The 13,505-nt window shown below is 62.8% G+C and carries 11 protein-coding genes; 8 read left to right on the forward strand and 3 right to left on the reverse strand.

The window, feature by feature from the left end:
* Positions 1-64 precede the first annotated feature (64 nt).
* Positions 65-1,723 carry a DUF349 domain-containing protein gene (locus MOD31_RS16790; protein WP_250821168.1) on the reverse strand — a complete coding sequence of 553 codons (1,659 nt, stop codon included), beginning with the start codon at positions 1,721-1,723 and terminating at the stop codon, positions 65-67.
* A gap of 66 nt (positions 1,724-1,789) precedes the next feature.
* Complete coding sequence (locus MOD31_RS16795) at positions 1,790-2,584, reverse strand: peptidylprolyl isomerase (RefSeq protein ID WP_208095845.1); 795 nt, start codon at positions 2,582-2,584, stop codon at positions 1,790-1,792.
* A gap of 206 nt (positions 2,585-2,790) precedes the next feature.
* Here MOD31_RS16795 and hisS point away from each other — a divergent pair, with 206 nt between their 5' ends.
* The 3 genes from hisS (at position 2,791) to MOD31_RS16810 (ending at position 6,913) form a co-directional block, all read left to right on the forward strand.
* Positions 2,791-4,140, forward strand: a complete 1,350-nt coding sequence (gene hisS / locus MOD31_RS16800; protein ID WP_250821169.1) for a histidine--tRNA ligase — start codon at positions 2,791-2,793, stop codon at positions 4,138-4,140.
* A 109-nt stretch (positions 4,141-4,249) separates the two neighbouring features.
* Positions 4,250-6,043, forward strand: a complete 1,794-nt coding sequence (gene aspS, locus MOD31_RS16805; protein WP_142939067.1) for an aspartate--tRNA ligase — start codon at positions 4,250-4,252, stop codon at positions 6,041-6,043.
* An 87-nt stretch (positions 6,044-6,130) separates the two neighbouring features.
* Positions 6,131-6,913, forward strand: coding sequence for a GNAT family N-acetyltransferase (locus MOD31_RS16810; RefSeq protein ID WP_223940391.1), 783 nt, complete (start codon positions 6,131-6,133; stop codon positions 6,911-6,913).
* 26 nt (positions 6,914-6,939) lie between these two features.
* On the opposite strand, the gene MOD31_RS16815 is transcribed toward MOD31_RS16810, so the two are convergent.
* A complete protein-coding gene (locus MOD31_RS16815) occupies positions 6,940-7,539 on the reverse strand; it encodes a Vms1/Ankzf1 family peptidyl-tRNA hydrolase (protein ID WP_250821170.1) in 600 nt (199 codons plus the stop codon).
* Positions 7,540-7,580: 41 nt separating this feature from the next.
* Here MOD31_RS16815 and MOD31_RS16820 point away from each other — a divergent pair, with 41 nt between their 5' ends.
* From MOD31_RS16820 to alaS, 5 genes are all read left to right on the forward strand, one after another.
* A complete protein-coding gene (locus MOD31_RS16820; protein WP_250821171.1) occupies positions 7,581-9,074 on the forward strand; it encodes a replication-associated recombination protein A in 1,494 nt (497 codons plus the stop codon).
* Positions 9,075-9,278: 204 nt separating this feature from the next.
* On the forward strand, positions 9,279-9,899 hold the full coding sequence (rpsD, locus tag MOD31_RS16825; RefSeq protein WP_142939071.1) for a 30S ribosomal protein S4: 621 nt from the start codon (positions 9,279-9,281) through the stop codon (positions 9,897-9,899).
* A 158-nt stretch (positions 9,900-10,057) separates the two neighbouring features.
* Positions 10,058-10,432: a DUF948 domain-containing protein gene (locus MOD31_RS16830; RefSeq protein ID WP_250821172.1), complete on the forward strand. Its 375-nt coding sequence runs from the start codon at positions 10,058-10,060 to the stop codon at positions 10,430-10,432.
* A gap of 48 nt (positions 10,433-10,480) precedes the next feature.
* On the forward strand, positions 10,481-10,711 hold the full coding sequence (locus tag MOD31_RS16835; protein WP_187697181.1) for a hypothetical protein: 231 nt from the start codon (positions 10,481-10,483) through the stop codon (positions 10,709-10,711).
* Between the two features lie 114 nt (positions 10,712-10,825).
* A complete protein-coding gene (alaS, locus tag MOD31_RS16840) occupies positions 10,826-13,504 on the forward strand; it encodes an alanine--tRNA ligase (RefSeq protein WP_250821173.1) in 2,679 nt (892 codons plus the stop codon).
* Position 13,505: the final 1 nt, after the last annotated feature.

The following is a 13,505-nucleotide window of genomic DNA, read 5'->3' on the forward strand; positions in this document are numbered from 1 at the left end:
TCCGCCCGGGTTATGTGGATAACCCGGGGCGGAGCCTGCAGAAAAAGTGCCTTCTCAGAAATCGCTAAGCGAGGTCACTGGCGGAGCGCTGGATCTGATCGAGCCATGCTTGACGTGCTTCCAGGGCTTCGCGCGCGGCCTTGATCCGGCGCTGGTCGCCGGCCTTTTCAGCCTTCTCCAGATCGTCCTTGAGGCCCGCAATGGCTGATTCGAGCTGTGACAAGGCGCTGTTGGTGCGGGCCTTGGTTTCCGGGTTGCTCCGGCGCCACTTGTCTTCCTCGGCCTCACGGACAGCGTCTTCAACCTTGCGAAGCCCGGCTTCGATCCTGCCCATATCGGCGCGGGGAACCTTGCCGGCATCTTCCCAACGGTCCCGGATTGACTGGAGGGCCTTCTTGGCAGCGTTGAGGTCGTTGATGGGCAGGAGTGCCTGCGCTTCAGCCACCAACTGTTCCTTTACGGCCAAATTCGCCGTGTATTCCTGGTCGATCTGGTCATTGGCGGCCTGGCGGTTGCTGAAGAAGACGTCCTGGGCGGCGCGGAAGCGGCCCCACAGTGCGTCATCGTCCTTGCGGCTTGCCCGAGGAGTGGTCTTCCACTGGTCCATCAGCCGGCGGTACTCGCCTGCGGCGAATCCCCAGTCAGTGGAGGTGGAGAGTGCTTCGGCCTCTGCGATGAGGGCTTCCTTGGCGGACTTTGCAGCGGAGTTATTGCTGTCCAGCTGGGAGAAGTAGGCGCGGCGGTGACGATCAAAGACCGTCCGAGCCGAACGGAAGCGCTTCCACAGAGCATCTTCGTTGCTGCGACCGAGCCTGACCCCGCTCTTCTGCGCGGCCTTCCACGTTTCAAACAACTCGTTCATTCGTGCGCTGGAGGTCTTCCATTGGATCTGCGCGGGGTCCTGACCGGCAATTGTCTCAGCTTCGGCAACGATTGCTTCGCGTGCTGCGAGCTCACTGGCGCGCACTGCGTCGTGGGCGGCTTTCTCCGACTTTTCCAGTTCAACGATCTGGGCTGACAGAGCATCCAAGCGGGCCTCGGCAGCACGGATGTCGCCCACCATGTTGCGCTCCGCGAGCTGCTCACGCAAGTGTGTGACCGTCTTCTGCATGTCCGTGGCAGGGGCCTTTGACTCCACGCGGTGTTCGAGCAGAACAACCTGCGCAATGACGTCGTCGAACTTGCGGGCGAAGTAGCCAAGTGCCTCGTCCTTGCTGACGCCGGGGTACTGACCAACGGCGATTTCTTCGCCGTCCAATGTCAGGAACACATGGCCGTCACCCTCGGCGCGTCCCCATTTGGCTGCCTCGGCGAGCGAGGCCGCGGAAACCGCGGGTGCAGCAGGAACGACGGCGGCGGGAGCCTTGGGGCGGGCAGCGAAAGCAGCGGGGGAGGGCGCCGGCGACGGCGTCGGACGAGGAGCAGCCGGTGCTGCGGGCGAGGCGGTCGGCGCTTCCTCCGTGATCTCCCCGGCAGTCGGAGCTTCCTCGGCTGCCTGAGCTGACTCGGCTGCGTCGTCGGCCGGAGCTTCCCCAGCCACCTGAGCTTCCCCAGCCACCTGAGCTGCCTCGTCGGCTGGAGCGGCTGCGTCTGCCTGAGGTGCCTCGCTGGCTGGAGCATTCTCCCCGGGAGCCGGCGCGCCGGAACCGTTGTTGCCGGTTGCCTCGACGGCTTCTTCGTTGGCCACTACTGCTGTTTCGTCGGATTTCTGACTGTCTGTCACCGCTAAAAGTCTTTCGCTTGGAGGGAACTGCTCAGGTAATGCACTCCGGGCCGGGCCTGGAGCTGGTTACTTCAGAGAAAACGAGTCTATCGTGACAGGTGCCACAGGGGCGCCGTCGCTGGCGTTTTCACCGGGTTTAAGGCCTGCTGCCGCAATCTTGGCAACGACGTCCAGGCCGCTGGTCACCTTACCCACCACGGTGTAACCGCCGGCAGTGTCAGCCGGAATGGTGGTGTCCTTGTAGACGATGAAGAATTGGTGTCCGTTGCCGTAAGCGTTGTTGCCGGTACGTGCCACGGCAATCGTCCCCGCGGGGTATTTATTGTCCGCGGGAGTATTTTCCAGTGGGCCCCACCGGTAATTTCCGTCTTCGGACCCGTCTTCGGTCTTGGCGCCGCATTGAAGGAGTCCGAATGTTTCGGAGGTGGTCAACCGGTGGCAGAACGCTCCCTTGTAGTAGCCGGCGTCGCTGAGGGACTTGAAGACGGCAGCAGCCTGCGGAGCCGCAGTTCCGTTCAGTTCGATGCCGAGTACGCCACTGTTCAAGGCGAGTTCGCCGGTGAAGGTCTTTCCAGCAGCCGTTTCCGGGCCGGGTACGTCGGCGCTGTTCGATGCTGCCGGGGAAGCGGACGGTGAGCTGAGCCCTGCTTCGGCAGCGGCGAACTCCGCCTCGGTGGGGTTGGAGCTGAAGACTGTCAGTTGCAGCACTACGGCCAACACAACCGCCACGCCGGCTGCACTCGCGGCGATGGTGTTGTCGCGTTTGCGTCGCTTGCCCTGTTCCTGCCGCAGGGCACGCTTGGCTTCCATCTGCCTGATGCGCCGTTTCGCTTCGCGGTCATCCCGCGACCTTGTTGCCAAGAGTCCTCCTGATTGTGTCCACTTTTGGTGGCGGCCGACAGGAACCGGGCATGCTGCATTAGATGTGCACGCGCGGAAAGCATAAACTGGCTGCCGCACATAGTTTATGCATGACCGGCTGGACGCCCGCCCTGTAAACGCCGAAAAGGTGTTTAAAGCTGCGGTGCGATGCCAGCGTCAGCTTTCTTCGAGGAGACTTTTCCACCATGGCACGTACCGCCTCCCTGTCCGGATTCCCCGAGTGGCTTCCCCAGGAGCGGTTGGTGGAGCTCCATGTGCTGGATACGCTCCGGAAGACGTTTGAACTGCACGGCTTTTCTTCCATTGAGACCCGTGCGGTTGAGACAGTGGGCCAGCTGCTGCGCAAAGGCGAGATCGACAAAGAGGTCTATGGCCTGAGCAGGCTCCAGGACGATGAGGGTGAGGACGCCACATCGAACAAGGCCGACCCTAACGCCCTGGCCCTCCACTTCGACCTGACCGTCCCCTTTGCCCGCTACGTGGTGGAGAACGCCGGCTACCTGGCGTTTCCCTTCCGCCGGTATCAGATCCAGAAGGTTTGGCGGGGCGAGCGTCCGCAGGAAGGCCGTGCGCGTGAGTTCACTCAGGCGGACATCGATGTTGTGGGCGACGGCGAACTGCCGTTCCGCTACGACGTCGAAATCGCGTTGGTCATCGCTGAGGCCCTCAGTGCGCTGCCGATCCCGGACTTCCGGCTCCGGATCAATAACCGCAAGCTGGCCGAAGGCTTTTATCGCGGCATTGGGCTCACTGACACGGCCGGGGTGCTGCGCAGCATCGACAAATTGGAAAAGATCGGCGCCGCCAAGGTGGCTGAGCTGCTGAAGAGTGAGCTCGGAGCCACGGACGAGCAGGCTGCATTGGCGCTGGAATTGGCTGGCATCCGAACGGAAGACACCTCATTCGTGGAACGAGTGCGTGCACTTGGAGTCAAGGACGACCTCCTGGAAGAGGGCCTGAATGAGCTTCAGCAGGTTATTGAGGCTGCCGTCCAGCGGGCCCCTGGCAAGGTTATTGCCGACCTCAGCATTGCCCGCGGCCTGGACTACTACACCGGAACCGTTGTTGAGACGGTGCTCGTGGGCCACGAGCAGCTGGGGTCCATTTGTTCCGGAGGCCGCTACGACGCGTTGGCGAGCAAGGGCAACCGCAAGTTCCCCGGCGTCGGCCTTTCCATTGGCGTGACCCGACTTGTGTCCCGCATCCTCAGCCAGGAATTGGCCACGGCCTCCCGATCGGTGCCCACGGCGGTGTTGGTTGCCTTGAACTCAGATGACAGCTGGTACGCGGCGCAGGACATCGCCGCCCAGTTGCGCGGCCGCGGCATTGCCACGGAAGTTGCCGCCAAAGCGGAGAAGTTCGGCAAGCAGATCAAGTTTGCGGACCGTCGCGGCATTCCGTTCGTGTGGTTCACCGACGACCACGGCAAGCACCAGGTCAAGGACATCCGCTCCGGCGAGCAGGTAGACGCGGACCCTGCGAGCTGGGCACCGTCGGAAGAGGATCTGCACGTCCGGATCACCACGGCCAGCTAGGCGCCAACCACTGTTCCCTGGTTGTGGCGGGAGCCGTGGCCGGGGCGGGTAAACTCGGACGGGACCGCTTTGCAGCGGTCCCTCTAAATTTCATGCTGAAAGGAATGCTGTGCTGCGCACACATGACCTCGGATCCCTTCGCTCCGAGCACATTGGACAAACCGTTACCCTGGCCGGCTGGGTGGGCCGCCGCCGTGATCACGGTGGCGTTGCATTCGTTGACCTGCGTGATGCCTCCGGTGTCGCCCAGGTGGTTGTCCGTGAGGAAGAGGTCTTCCACGGCCTTCGGAACGAGTACGTGCTGCAGGTGACGGGTACCGTCAACAAGCGTCCTGAAGGCAACGAGAACCCGGCTCTGGCCACGGGCGACATCGAGGTTATCGCGGACAACGTTGTTATCCTCAACACCTCCGAGCCTCTCCCGTTCCAGATTGACGAGCACGTGGAGGTCGGCGAGGAAGCCCGGCTCAAGCACCGTTACCTTGACCTTCGCCGCCCTGGCCCCGCCCGCAACATGCGTCTGCGTTCCGAGGCAAACCGTGTGGCGCGCGAACTCCTGCACCAGCGTGGCTACGTGGAAATCGAGACCCCGACGTTGACGCGTTCGACGCCGGAAGGCGCCCGTGACTTCGTTGTTCCGGCGCGTCTTGCCCCGGGCTCCTGGTATGCGCTTCCGCAGTCGCCCCAGCTTTTCAAGCAGCTCCTCCAGGTGGGCGGCTTCGAAAAGTACTACCAGATTGCCCGCTGCTACCGCGACGAGGACTTCCGCGCGGACCGCCAGCCGGAATTCACGCAGCTGGACATCGAAGCCAGCTTCGTTGACCAAGATGATGTCATTGAGCTCGGTGAAGCGATCGTCAAGGCGTTGTGGCAGCTGATCGACGTCGAGATCCCCACGCCGATCCGCCGCATGACGTACCTGGACGCCATGGCCAAGTACGGCTCAGATAAGCCTGACCTGCGCTTCGGCGTCGAGCTGACTGAACTGACCGAGTTCTTCAAGGACACCAACTTTGGCGTCTTCAAGGCACCGTACGTTGGCGCCGTGGTCATGCCGGGCGGTGCTTCCCAGCCGCGGCGTACCTTGGACGGCTGGCAGGAATTTGCCAAGCAGCGTGGTCACAAGGGCCTGGCCTATGTCCTCTTCAAGGAAGACGGCGAATTGGCTGGCCCGGTGGCCAAGAACCTTACTGACGCCGAGCGCGAAGGTCTGGCGGACGCCGTTGGCGCCAAGCCCGGCGACTGCATCTTCTTCGCCGCCGGCGAGAAGTCCGCAGCCCGCGCCTTGCTCGGTGCTGCGCGAGTGGAAATCGGTCACCGTACCGGCCTGATCGATCCCAAGGACTGGGCTTTCGTCTGGATCGTGGACGCTCCCATGTTCGAGCCCGCTGCCGCAGCTGTCGCCTCCGGTGACGTCGCGGTGGGTGGGGGACAATGGACGGCTGTTCACCACGCCTTCACCTCGCCCAAGCCGGAGTTCCTGGACACCTTTGATAAGGACCCGGAGTCCGCTCTCTCCTACGCCTACGACATCGTCTGCAACGGCAACGAGATCGGCGGCGGTTCCATCCGTATCCATGAGCGCGAAGTGCAGGAACGCGTCTTCCAGCTCATGGGCCTGGACAAGGAAGACGCTGAAACCAAGTTCGGCTTCCTGCTGGAAGGCTTCAAGTACGGCGCGCCTCCGCACGGTGGAATGGCCTTGGGCTGGGACCGTGTGGTTGCTTTGCTCGCCGGAGTGGAGTCCATCCGCGACGTCATTGCCTTCCCGAAATCGGGCAACGGCTACGACCCCCTGACAGCTGCGCCGGCACCGATCACTCCCCAGCAGCGCAAGGAAGCGGGCGTCGACTTCAAGCCCGAGGCCAAGCCTGCCGCCAAGCCGGACACGAAGTCCGAGTAAACGGTAGCCAAAGGCTCTCCACCACGGTGGGGGGCCTTTGGTGTTCCCGCCGCCGAAACCCTCCTGTTGACGAAAAGGTGCCGCTGAATGGTGGAGCAAGCATTTTTGGAATCCCTCATGGACAAGGCCTGGCCTGCGCTGGAACGTGAAGATACGGGGGAGTGGGTCCTGCGTGCTTCGGGCGGTGTGACCCAGCGGGCCAATTCGGTGTGGCCAAGGAACCCTGCCGGTGGGCAGGAGGAAAGCCCGGGCATGGCGCAGTCCGTACGTGCTGCGGCGGAGTGGTACCGGCTTCGCCGGATTCCCTTGATCTTTCAGGTCTTTGACGACTCCCGCAGCGCCGCCCTTAATGCCTACCTGGATGGACAGCGCTACACGCGGCAGTCGGCAACGAAGATCATGGTCCGGGGCACGGAATCTCTGCCGGTGGACTCCTCCGGCCGGGACGTTGAAATCACTGATGAACCATCCGAGGAATGGCTACGGGTGTGGTGGGCCGTCGACGGCCGGGGAGGCGACGCTGAACTGTCGGTCGCTCACAGGATTCTCAGCGCCTGCCCTGCGCTGTACGCACTGGTGAGGGACGACGACGGCGTCCCGGCCGCCGTAGGACGACTCGCTTTGGTTGGTGGCTGGGGCGGGATTTACAGCATGGCGACGTCAACAGGGCACCGGAGGCGCGGATACGGGACCACGGTTCTGGCGGCGTTGTTGAACGCAGGGACCCATCAAGATCTTGAGGGATTCTGGCTGCTGGTCACCGAGGCCAATCACGGAGCACAGCGGCTTTACTCCCACGCCGGTTTCACTGACTACGGCAGCTACCTGTACCGGCAGGCACCTCTGAGGCGTGCGTCCAGCGGCTGCTAGTTCCGCGGCTGCTCCTCCGCCTGGTGTCAGGCCGGCGGATCAGTCACCGTAATGCGGACGGCGCAGGCGTCGGTAGCGCACTTTGCCAGCACTGATGCCTTTGGAGCCTGAACGTCCAGGAAGGCCAGGCGCGTACGCCCGGCAATGGTGCCAAGGAGGGGCTGGGCAAGAACCTGATCCACCAGTGCGCGGTCGCCGCCCGGGACAATGTACTCAACGCGGTGATCGTTGAAAATGCGCGCAGCGTGTTCTGCCGTGGCCTTGGCGTCGAGGAATCGGTTGCCGCTCTTCGAAGCGAGGATGGCGGACCCGCCAGCGGCGGCCAGGGCGTAACCGCCCTTGCGTACCAGCAGCAAGCCAAGCCCCCGTTCCTGGGCTGCCAGCGAAGCCATGCGGGCCACTTCGGTTGTTCCCCGGCCAGGACGCCCGTCGGCGGGCCAGGGTGCCTTCAGGAGCGCACTCGCACCATCGGCCGCCCTCAGAAGTACCCCGCCGTCGTCGAGGTCTTCGCCAACAGGACCATGGCTCGCCACAAAACGGTCCACCCAGCCCTGCAATCTGTCCGCGGGTACCAAAGCGGTCCGGCTGCCGGGCCTCTGACGAGGGGCAGATGATCGGCGATCCACGTCGATGTCTCCTTTGCTGGAACTATGAGTAGCCTATCCATGTGGAAGATCTCTTTGGTGCCGGTGCAGTGGATGACGACGAGTCCGAGGATCTGCCCGTGTCAGGGGGTCCCTCCGATGCTCACTGGATGGCTTCCCAGCGGAGTCCGCTCGCCGTCAGAATGCGCCCCCGTTCTCTTGACGAGGTAGTGGGGCAGCAGCATTTGCTGGGGCAGGGTTCGCCGTTGAGGCAGCTGGCCGCGGGTGCTGATGCCGCAGGCCCGGCGGGCCCAAGTTCGGTCATCCTGTGGGGTCCGCCCGGCACTGGAAAGACGACGCTCGCCCATGTCATTGCTCGCGGACCGGGGCGTAAGTTCGTTGAATTGTCTGCCATCACCGCCGGCGTCAAGGATGTTCGCCGCGTTATGGACGAGGCCTTGACTGCCCGCGACCTCTACAAGAAGACCACCGTGCTCTTCCTCGACGAGATCCACCGTTTCAATAAAGCCCAACAGGATGCCCTGCTTCCTGGTGTGGAAAATCGTTGGGTGGTGCTGGTGGCGGCCACCACGGAAAACCCGTCCTTCTCCGTGGTCTCGCCACTCCTGTCCCGCTCGCTCCTGCTCACCCTGAAGCCGCTCACCGATGACGACATTTCGGGTTTGCTGCAGCGGGCCGTGGCTGACGCCCGTGGCCTTGCCGGCCGCGTTGAACTCAGTTCCGAGGCGCTGGACCATTTGGTCCGCCTCTCCGGAGGGGACGCCCGGAGGGCTCTGACAGCGTTGGAAGCCGCTGCCGGAGTAGCCTTCGGTGACTCCGCCGCCGTCGAGATTTCCGACGACGATGCGACAGGAACTGATGAGTTCAGCGACACCGACGGCGAAACCGGGCTCGCGAAGGACAGCCTTCCTGAGGCTCCCGTGCTGGTGGAGCTCCGCCACACAGAACGTGCCCTTGATGCTGCGGCCGTTCGCTACGACCGCGCCGGCGATCAGCACTACGATGTGGCCAGCGCGTTCATCAAGTCCATTAGGGGCTCGGATGTCGATGCTGCTTTGCATTATTTGGCGCGGATGCTTGAAGCCGGTGAGGACCCGAGGTTTGTTGCACGGCGGATCGTGATCTCCGCTGCGGAAGATATTGGAATGGCCGATCCCACGGCGCTGCAGACCGCGGTGGCCGCAGCGCAGGCAGTGCAACTGATCGGCATGCCGGAGGGCAGGATTGTGCTGGCTGAGGCGGTGGTCCACCTGGCCACAGCACCCAAGTCCAACGCCGCGTACATGGGTTTGAACAAAGCCGTGGCAGATGTTCGTGCCGGATTCGGCGGTGGCATCCCCATGCACCTGCGCGATGCGCACTACCCGGGGGCAAAGCAGTTGGGTCACGGCAAGAGCTACAAGTACGCCCACGATGAACCACACGGCGTGGCAACCCAGCAGTATCCACCGGATGACCTGGTGGGTAAGGACTATTACCAACCCACTGGTAACGGAGCCGAACGCGATATCGCCGCCAGGCTGGAACGGCTCCGCAAAATCGTGCGCGGGGAGTAGGGCCCTGATCACGACGGCTGCATATGATAGCCCTGCCCATGGTAGGCTTGATCCTTGTCTGGCATGGCCTGACGCACAATCCCACTGAAGATTCCTTCAATAGAGCTGTGCGCCCGGGCTAGTAGCAAGAGGTAGCGGTTGGCCGATGCTCTCCCTGATGGAGGCCAGTAACACTGACACACCGCAGTAATTGGAAGGACACAAGTGGCTAACAACACTCGTGCTCGCCGTACCGCACGTCTTTCGCGTGCACTCGGCATTGCTCTGACCCCCAAGGCCGCCAAGTACATGGAGCGCCGCCCGTACGGCCCCGGTGAGCATGGCCGTGCCCGCAAGAAGCAGGACTCCGACTACGCCGTACGTCTGCGCGAAAAGCAGCGTCTGCGCGCCCAGTACGGCATCCGCGAAGCCCAGATGACCCGCGCCTTCGAAGAAGCACGCCGCACCAAGGGCCTCACCGGTGAAAACCTGGTTGAGCTCCTCGAAATGCGTCTGGACGCCCTGGTGCTCCGTGCAGGCTTCGCCCGCACCATCGCACAGGCCCGCCAGCTGGTTGTGCACCGCCACATCATGGTTGACGGCGTCCGCGTGGACCGCCCGTCCTTCCGCGTTGGCGAAGGCCAGCTCATCCACGTTCACAGCCGCTCCGAGGTTATGCCCCCGTTCCAGGTGGCAGCTGCTGGCGCACACGTGCTCAACAACGTGCCGGCATACCTGGACGTCAAGATTGACGCCCTCCAGGCCCGCCTGGTTCGTCGCCCGAAGCGCTCCGAGGTCCCCGTGATCTGTGAAGAGCAGCTCGTCGTCGAATTCTACGCTCGCTAAATTTCAGCAGCGCATACAGAGAAGCCCGTGGCACACGCCGCGGGCTTCTTTGTATGTAAGGTACCGGGCCAATATAGGTAAGGTACTGGGGGAGGCCTTGCCCAAAGCCCGGAATCGGCTGGTGCGAGGCAGCGAAACGATCCAAGGAGAAGAGTTCTATGTCTGGTGGCGACATCGCCGGCCTCGTCGCAGCAGGAGTGTTTGCACTCCTCGTCCTGCTTTTGGCCGTGCCCATTTTGAAGCTGGGTGGCGTTTTTGACGAAGTGCGGACCTCCATCCGTTCCATCAGCGATGGCGCCACGCCCCTGATGGATGAAGTGACTGCCACGGTGACCACCACCAACCAGCAGTTGAAGAAAGTTGACGGCATTGCCTCCAACGTCTCTGATGCCTCGGCCAACATCTCCGCGTTGTCCTCGCTTGTAGCAGCAACGGTAGGTTCACCCTTGATTAAGGTGGCTGCCTTCAGCTACGGCGTCCGTTCGGCGTTTGCTGGACGCCGCACCACCTCCTCCGGCCGCCGCAGCCGCTGACCCAACCAGCCGCTTCCCCAATCAGCCGCTGAACTACAGGGAGACCTCATGAAACGAATTGTGTGGATGGGCATCGGCGTCGCCATCGGCGTCATCGCCTTCCGTAAGATCACCGAAGCCCAGGCCAATCTTGGTCCGGAAGGGCTGAACCGGGCTGTTGGCCGGATGGCTGATGGCCTGTTCGACTTTGCCGATGCCGTGCGTACGGGGACGCACCAACGCGAAGAGGAATTGCGGGCCGCGTTGGGTATCGACGACGCCGTATCGTCGCGGCGCTAGCGGAGCGGTTCGCCCCCGCGCCCTCAACAGGGCAGAATGGAAAGCTGCGGAACGGCACCAGCCGGTACCGCGCACATCGTGTGCAGTGAATTGAGAAGGGTAAGTAATCAGCTAATGAAGTCGCAGGAGATCACCAAGCGCTGGGTGGACTTTTTTGTCAACAAGGGCCACACCGCCGTTCCCTCCGCGTCGCTCGTTTCCAGCGACCCGTCACTTCTCTTCACTGTGGCCGGAATGGTGCCTTTCATTCCCTACCTCACTGCGCGCGAAGAGCCTCCCTACAGCCGTGCCACAAGCGTCCAGAAGTGCATCCGCACCGGAGACATCGAAGAAGTAGGCAAGACTGCCCGCCACGGCACGTTCTTCCAGATGTGCGGCAACTTTTCCTTTGGAGATTACTTCAAGGAAGACGCCATCAAGTTCGCTTTCGAGCTGCTGACCACCAGCGTTGATGACGGCGGTTACGGACTTCCTGCCGAGCGCCTCTGGGTGACTGTCTACGAAGAGGATGACGAAGCCAAAGAACTCTGGCTCAAGAACACCGGCATTCCTGCCGAGCGTATCCAGCGCATGGGCAAGGCCGACAACTACTGGTCCACCGGACAGCCCGGCCCGGCCGGTCCCTGCTCTGAGATCTACTACGACCGCGGCCCTGCTTACGGCATCGAAGGCGGCCCCCTGGCCGACGAAACCCGCTACATCGAAATCTGGAACCTCGTGTTCATGCAGTACCAGATCGAAAACGTCCGCTCCAAGGTGGACTTCGACATCGTCGGTGAACTGCCGCAGAAGAACATCGACACCGGCCTGGGCATGGAGCGTCTTGCGATGATCCTCCAGGGTGTTGAAAACATGTACGAGACCGACCAGGTCCGTCCTGTGATCGATAAAGCCGCTGAATTGTCCGGCCGCGAGTACACCTCAGCTGAATCCCCGGATGATCCGCACCACACCGACGATGTCCGCATGCGCGTTGTTGGTGACCATATTCGTTCTGCCCTGATGCTCATTGCTGATGGCGTCGCACCGTCCAATGAAGGCCGCGGCTATGTGTTGCGCCGCCTGATTCGCCGCGCCGTCCGCGCCATGCGCCTGCTCGGCGTCGAAAAAGCCTGCCTGCCGGAGCTGCTCCCTGCCTCCCGTGACGCCATGAAGGGTGTCTACCCGGTGGTGGAGACCGACTTCGCGCGCATCAGCCGCATTGCCTACGCCGAAGAAAAGGCATTCCTGCGCACCATCGCTTCAGGTACGGCACGATTGGAAGATGCTGTAGCGGAGTCTAAGGCTGCCGGCGTTCCCCTTTCCGGTGCTGACGCCTTTGCCTTGCACGATACGTACGGATTCCCGATCGATCTGACCCTGGAAATGGCCGAGGAAGCCGGCCTCAAGGTGGACGAGGCAGGCTTCCGTGCTCTCATGCTCGAGCAGCGCCAGCGTGCCCAAGCCGATGCGAAGGGCAAGAAGGGTGGCCACGCCGACCTCAGCGCCTATCAGGAGCTTCTGGGTAAGGGCGAAACGGTCTTCACCGGATACAACGAACTTGAGGGCGAAGCAAAGGTCCGCGGCATCGTCAGCGGTGGCCGGCCGGTAGCCCACGCTTCCACCGGCGAGGAAATCGAGCTTGTCCTCAACGAGACCCCGTTCTATGCCGAAGCTGGTGGCCAGTCTGCTGACACCGGCCTCATCACCGGTGACGGGTTCGTGGTGGAGGTCCTGGACGTGCAGCGTCCCATCAAGGGGCTCAGCGTGCACAAGGCGATTGTCCGCGAAGGTGAGATCGCTTCCGATGCCTTGGTGCGCGCCGCCGTCGACCGTGAACGTCGTCACGCTGCTGAGCAGGCCCACACCGGCACGCACATTGTGCATGCTGCATTGCACCAGATCCTCGGCCCTGAAGCTACCCAGCGCGGTTCCTTCAACAAGGCCGGATACCTGCGCTTTGACTTCGCCTGGGGCGAAGGCCTCAGCACAGCAACGCGGTCTGAAATTGAAGAGGTCTCCAACATCGCCATCCGGAATAACTACCGGGTTGACACCAAGGTGATGGGGCTCGCCGAAGCCAAGGCGCTGGGCGCTATGGCTTTGTTCGGGGAAAACTACGGCAGCGAAGTGCGCGTGGTGGAGATCGACGGCGCGTGGTCCCGTGAGTTGTGCGGCGGTACCCACGTGGCAAATACGTCCCTGATCGGCAGCCTTTCCCTGCTGGGCGAGCAGTCTGTTGGCTCGGGTAACCGCCGTGTTGAGGCCTTTGTTGGCTTGGACGCCTTCCGCCATCTGGCGGCAGAGCGGGCTCTGGTTTCCGAGCTTACGGATTTGCTGAAAGTTCCATCCGGACAGCTTGCTGACCGCATCTCCAGCACCCTGAACAAGCTCAAGGCTGCGGAGAAGGAGCTTGATCGCCTCCGCAAAGAGCAGCTCGCCGCAGCGGCCGCAAACCTTACGGGTACTGCCAAGGATGCTGCCGGTGTTCGGGTTGTAGCCCACGACGCCGGCCAGGTGGGCGGCGCTGATGATCTGCGCAACCTTGCCCTCGATCTCCGCAATCGTCTTGGCTCGGAAGCCTCCACCGTGGCTGTTGCAGGTGTCAGCAAGGACCGTCCCGTCATACTGATTGCCACCAACGAGGCTGCCCGCGAAGCAGGGGTAAAGGCCGGAGCGCTGGTGCGTTTGGCAGCAGGGATTCTCGGCGGCGGCGGCGGTGGCAAGGACGATGTCGCCCAGGGCGGCGGCACCGACGCTGGGAAGGTCTCTGAGGCCCTCACAGCGGTGGTGGATGCGATTGCCAAGCGCTGAC

The sequence above is a fragment of the Paenarthrobacter sp. TYUT067 genome (assembly GCF_023656375.1).
Lineage (GTDB): Bacteria > Actinomycetota > Actinomycetes > Actinomycetales > Micrococcaceae > Arthrobacter.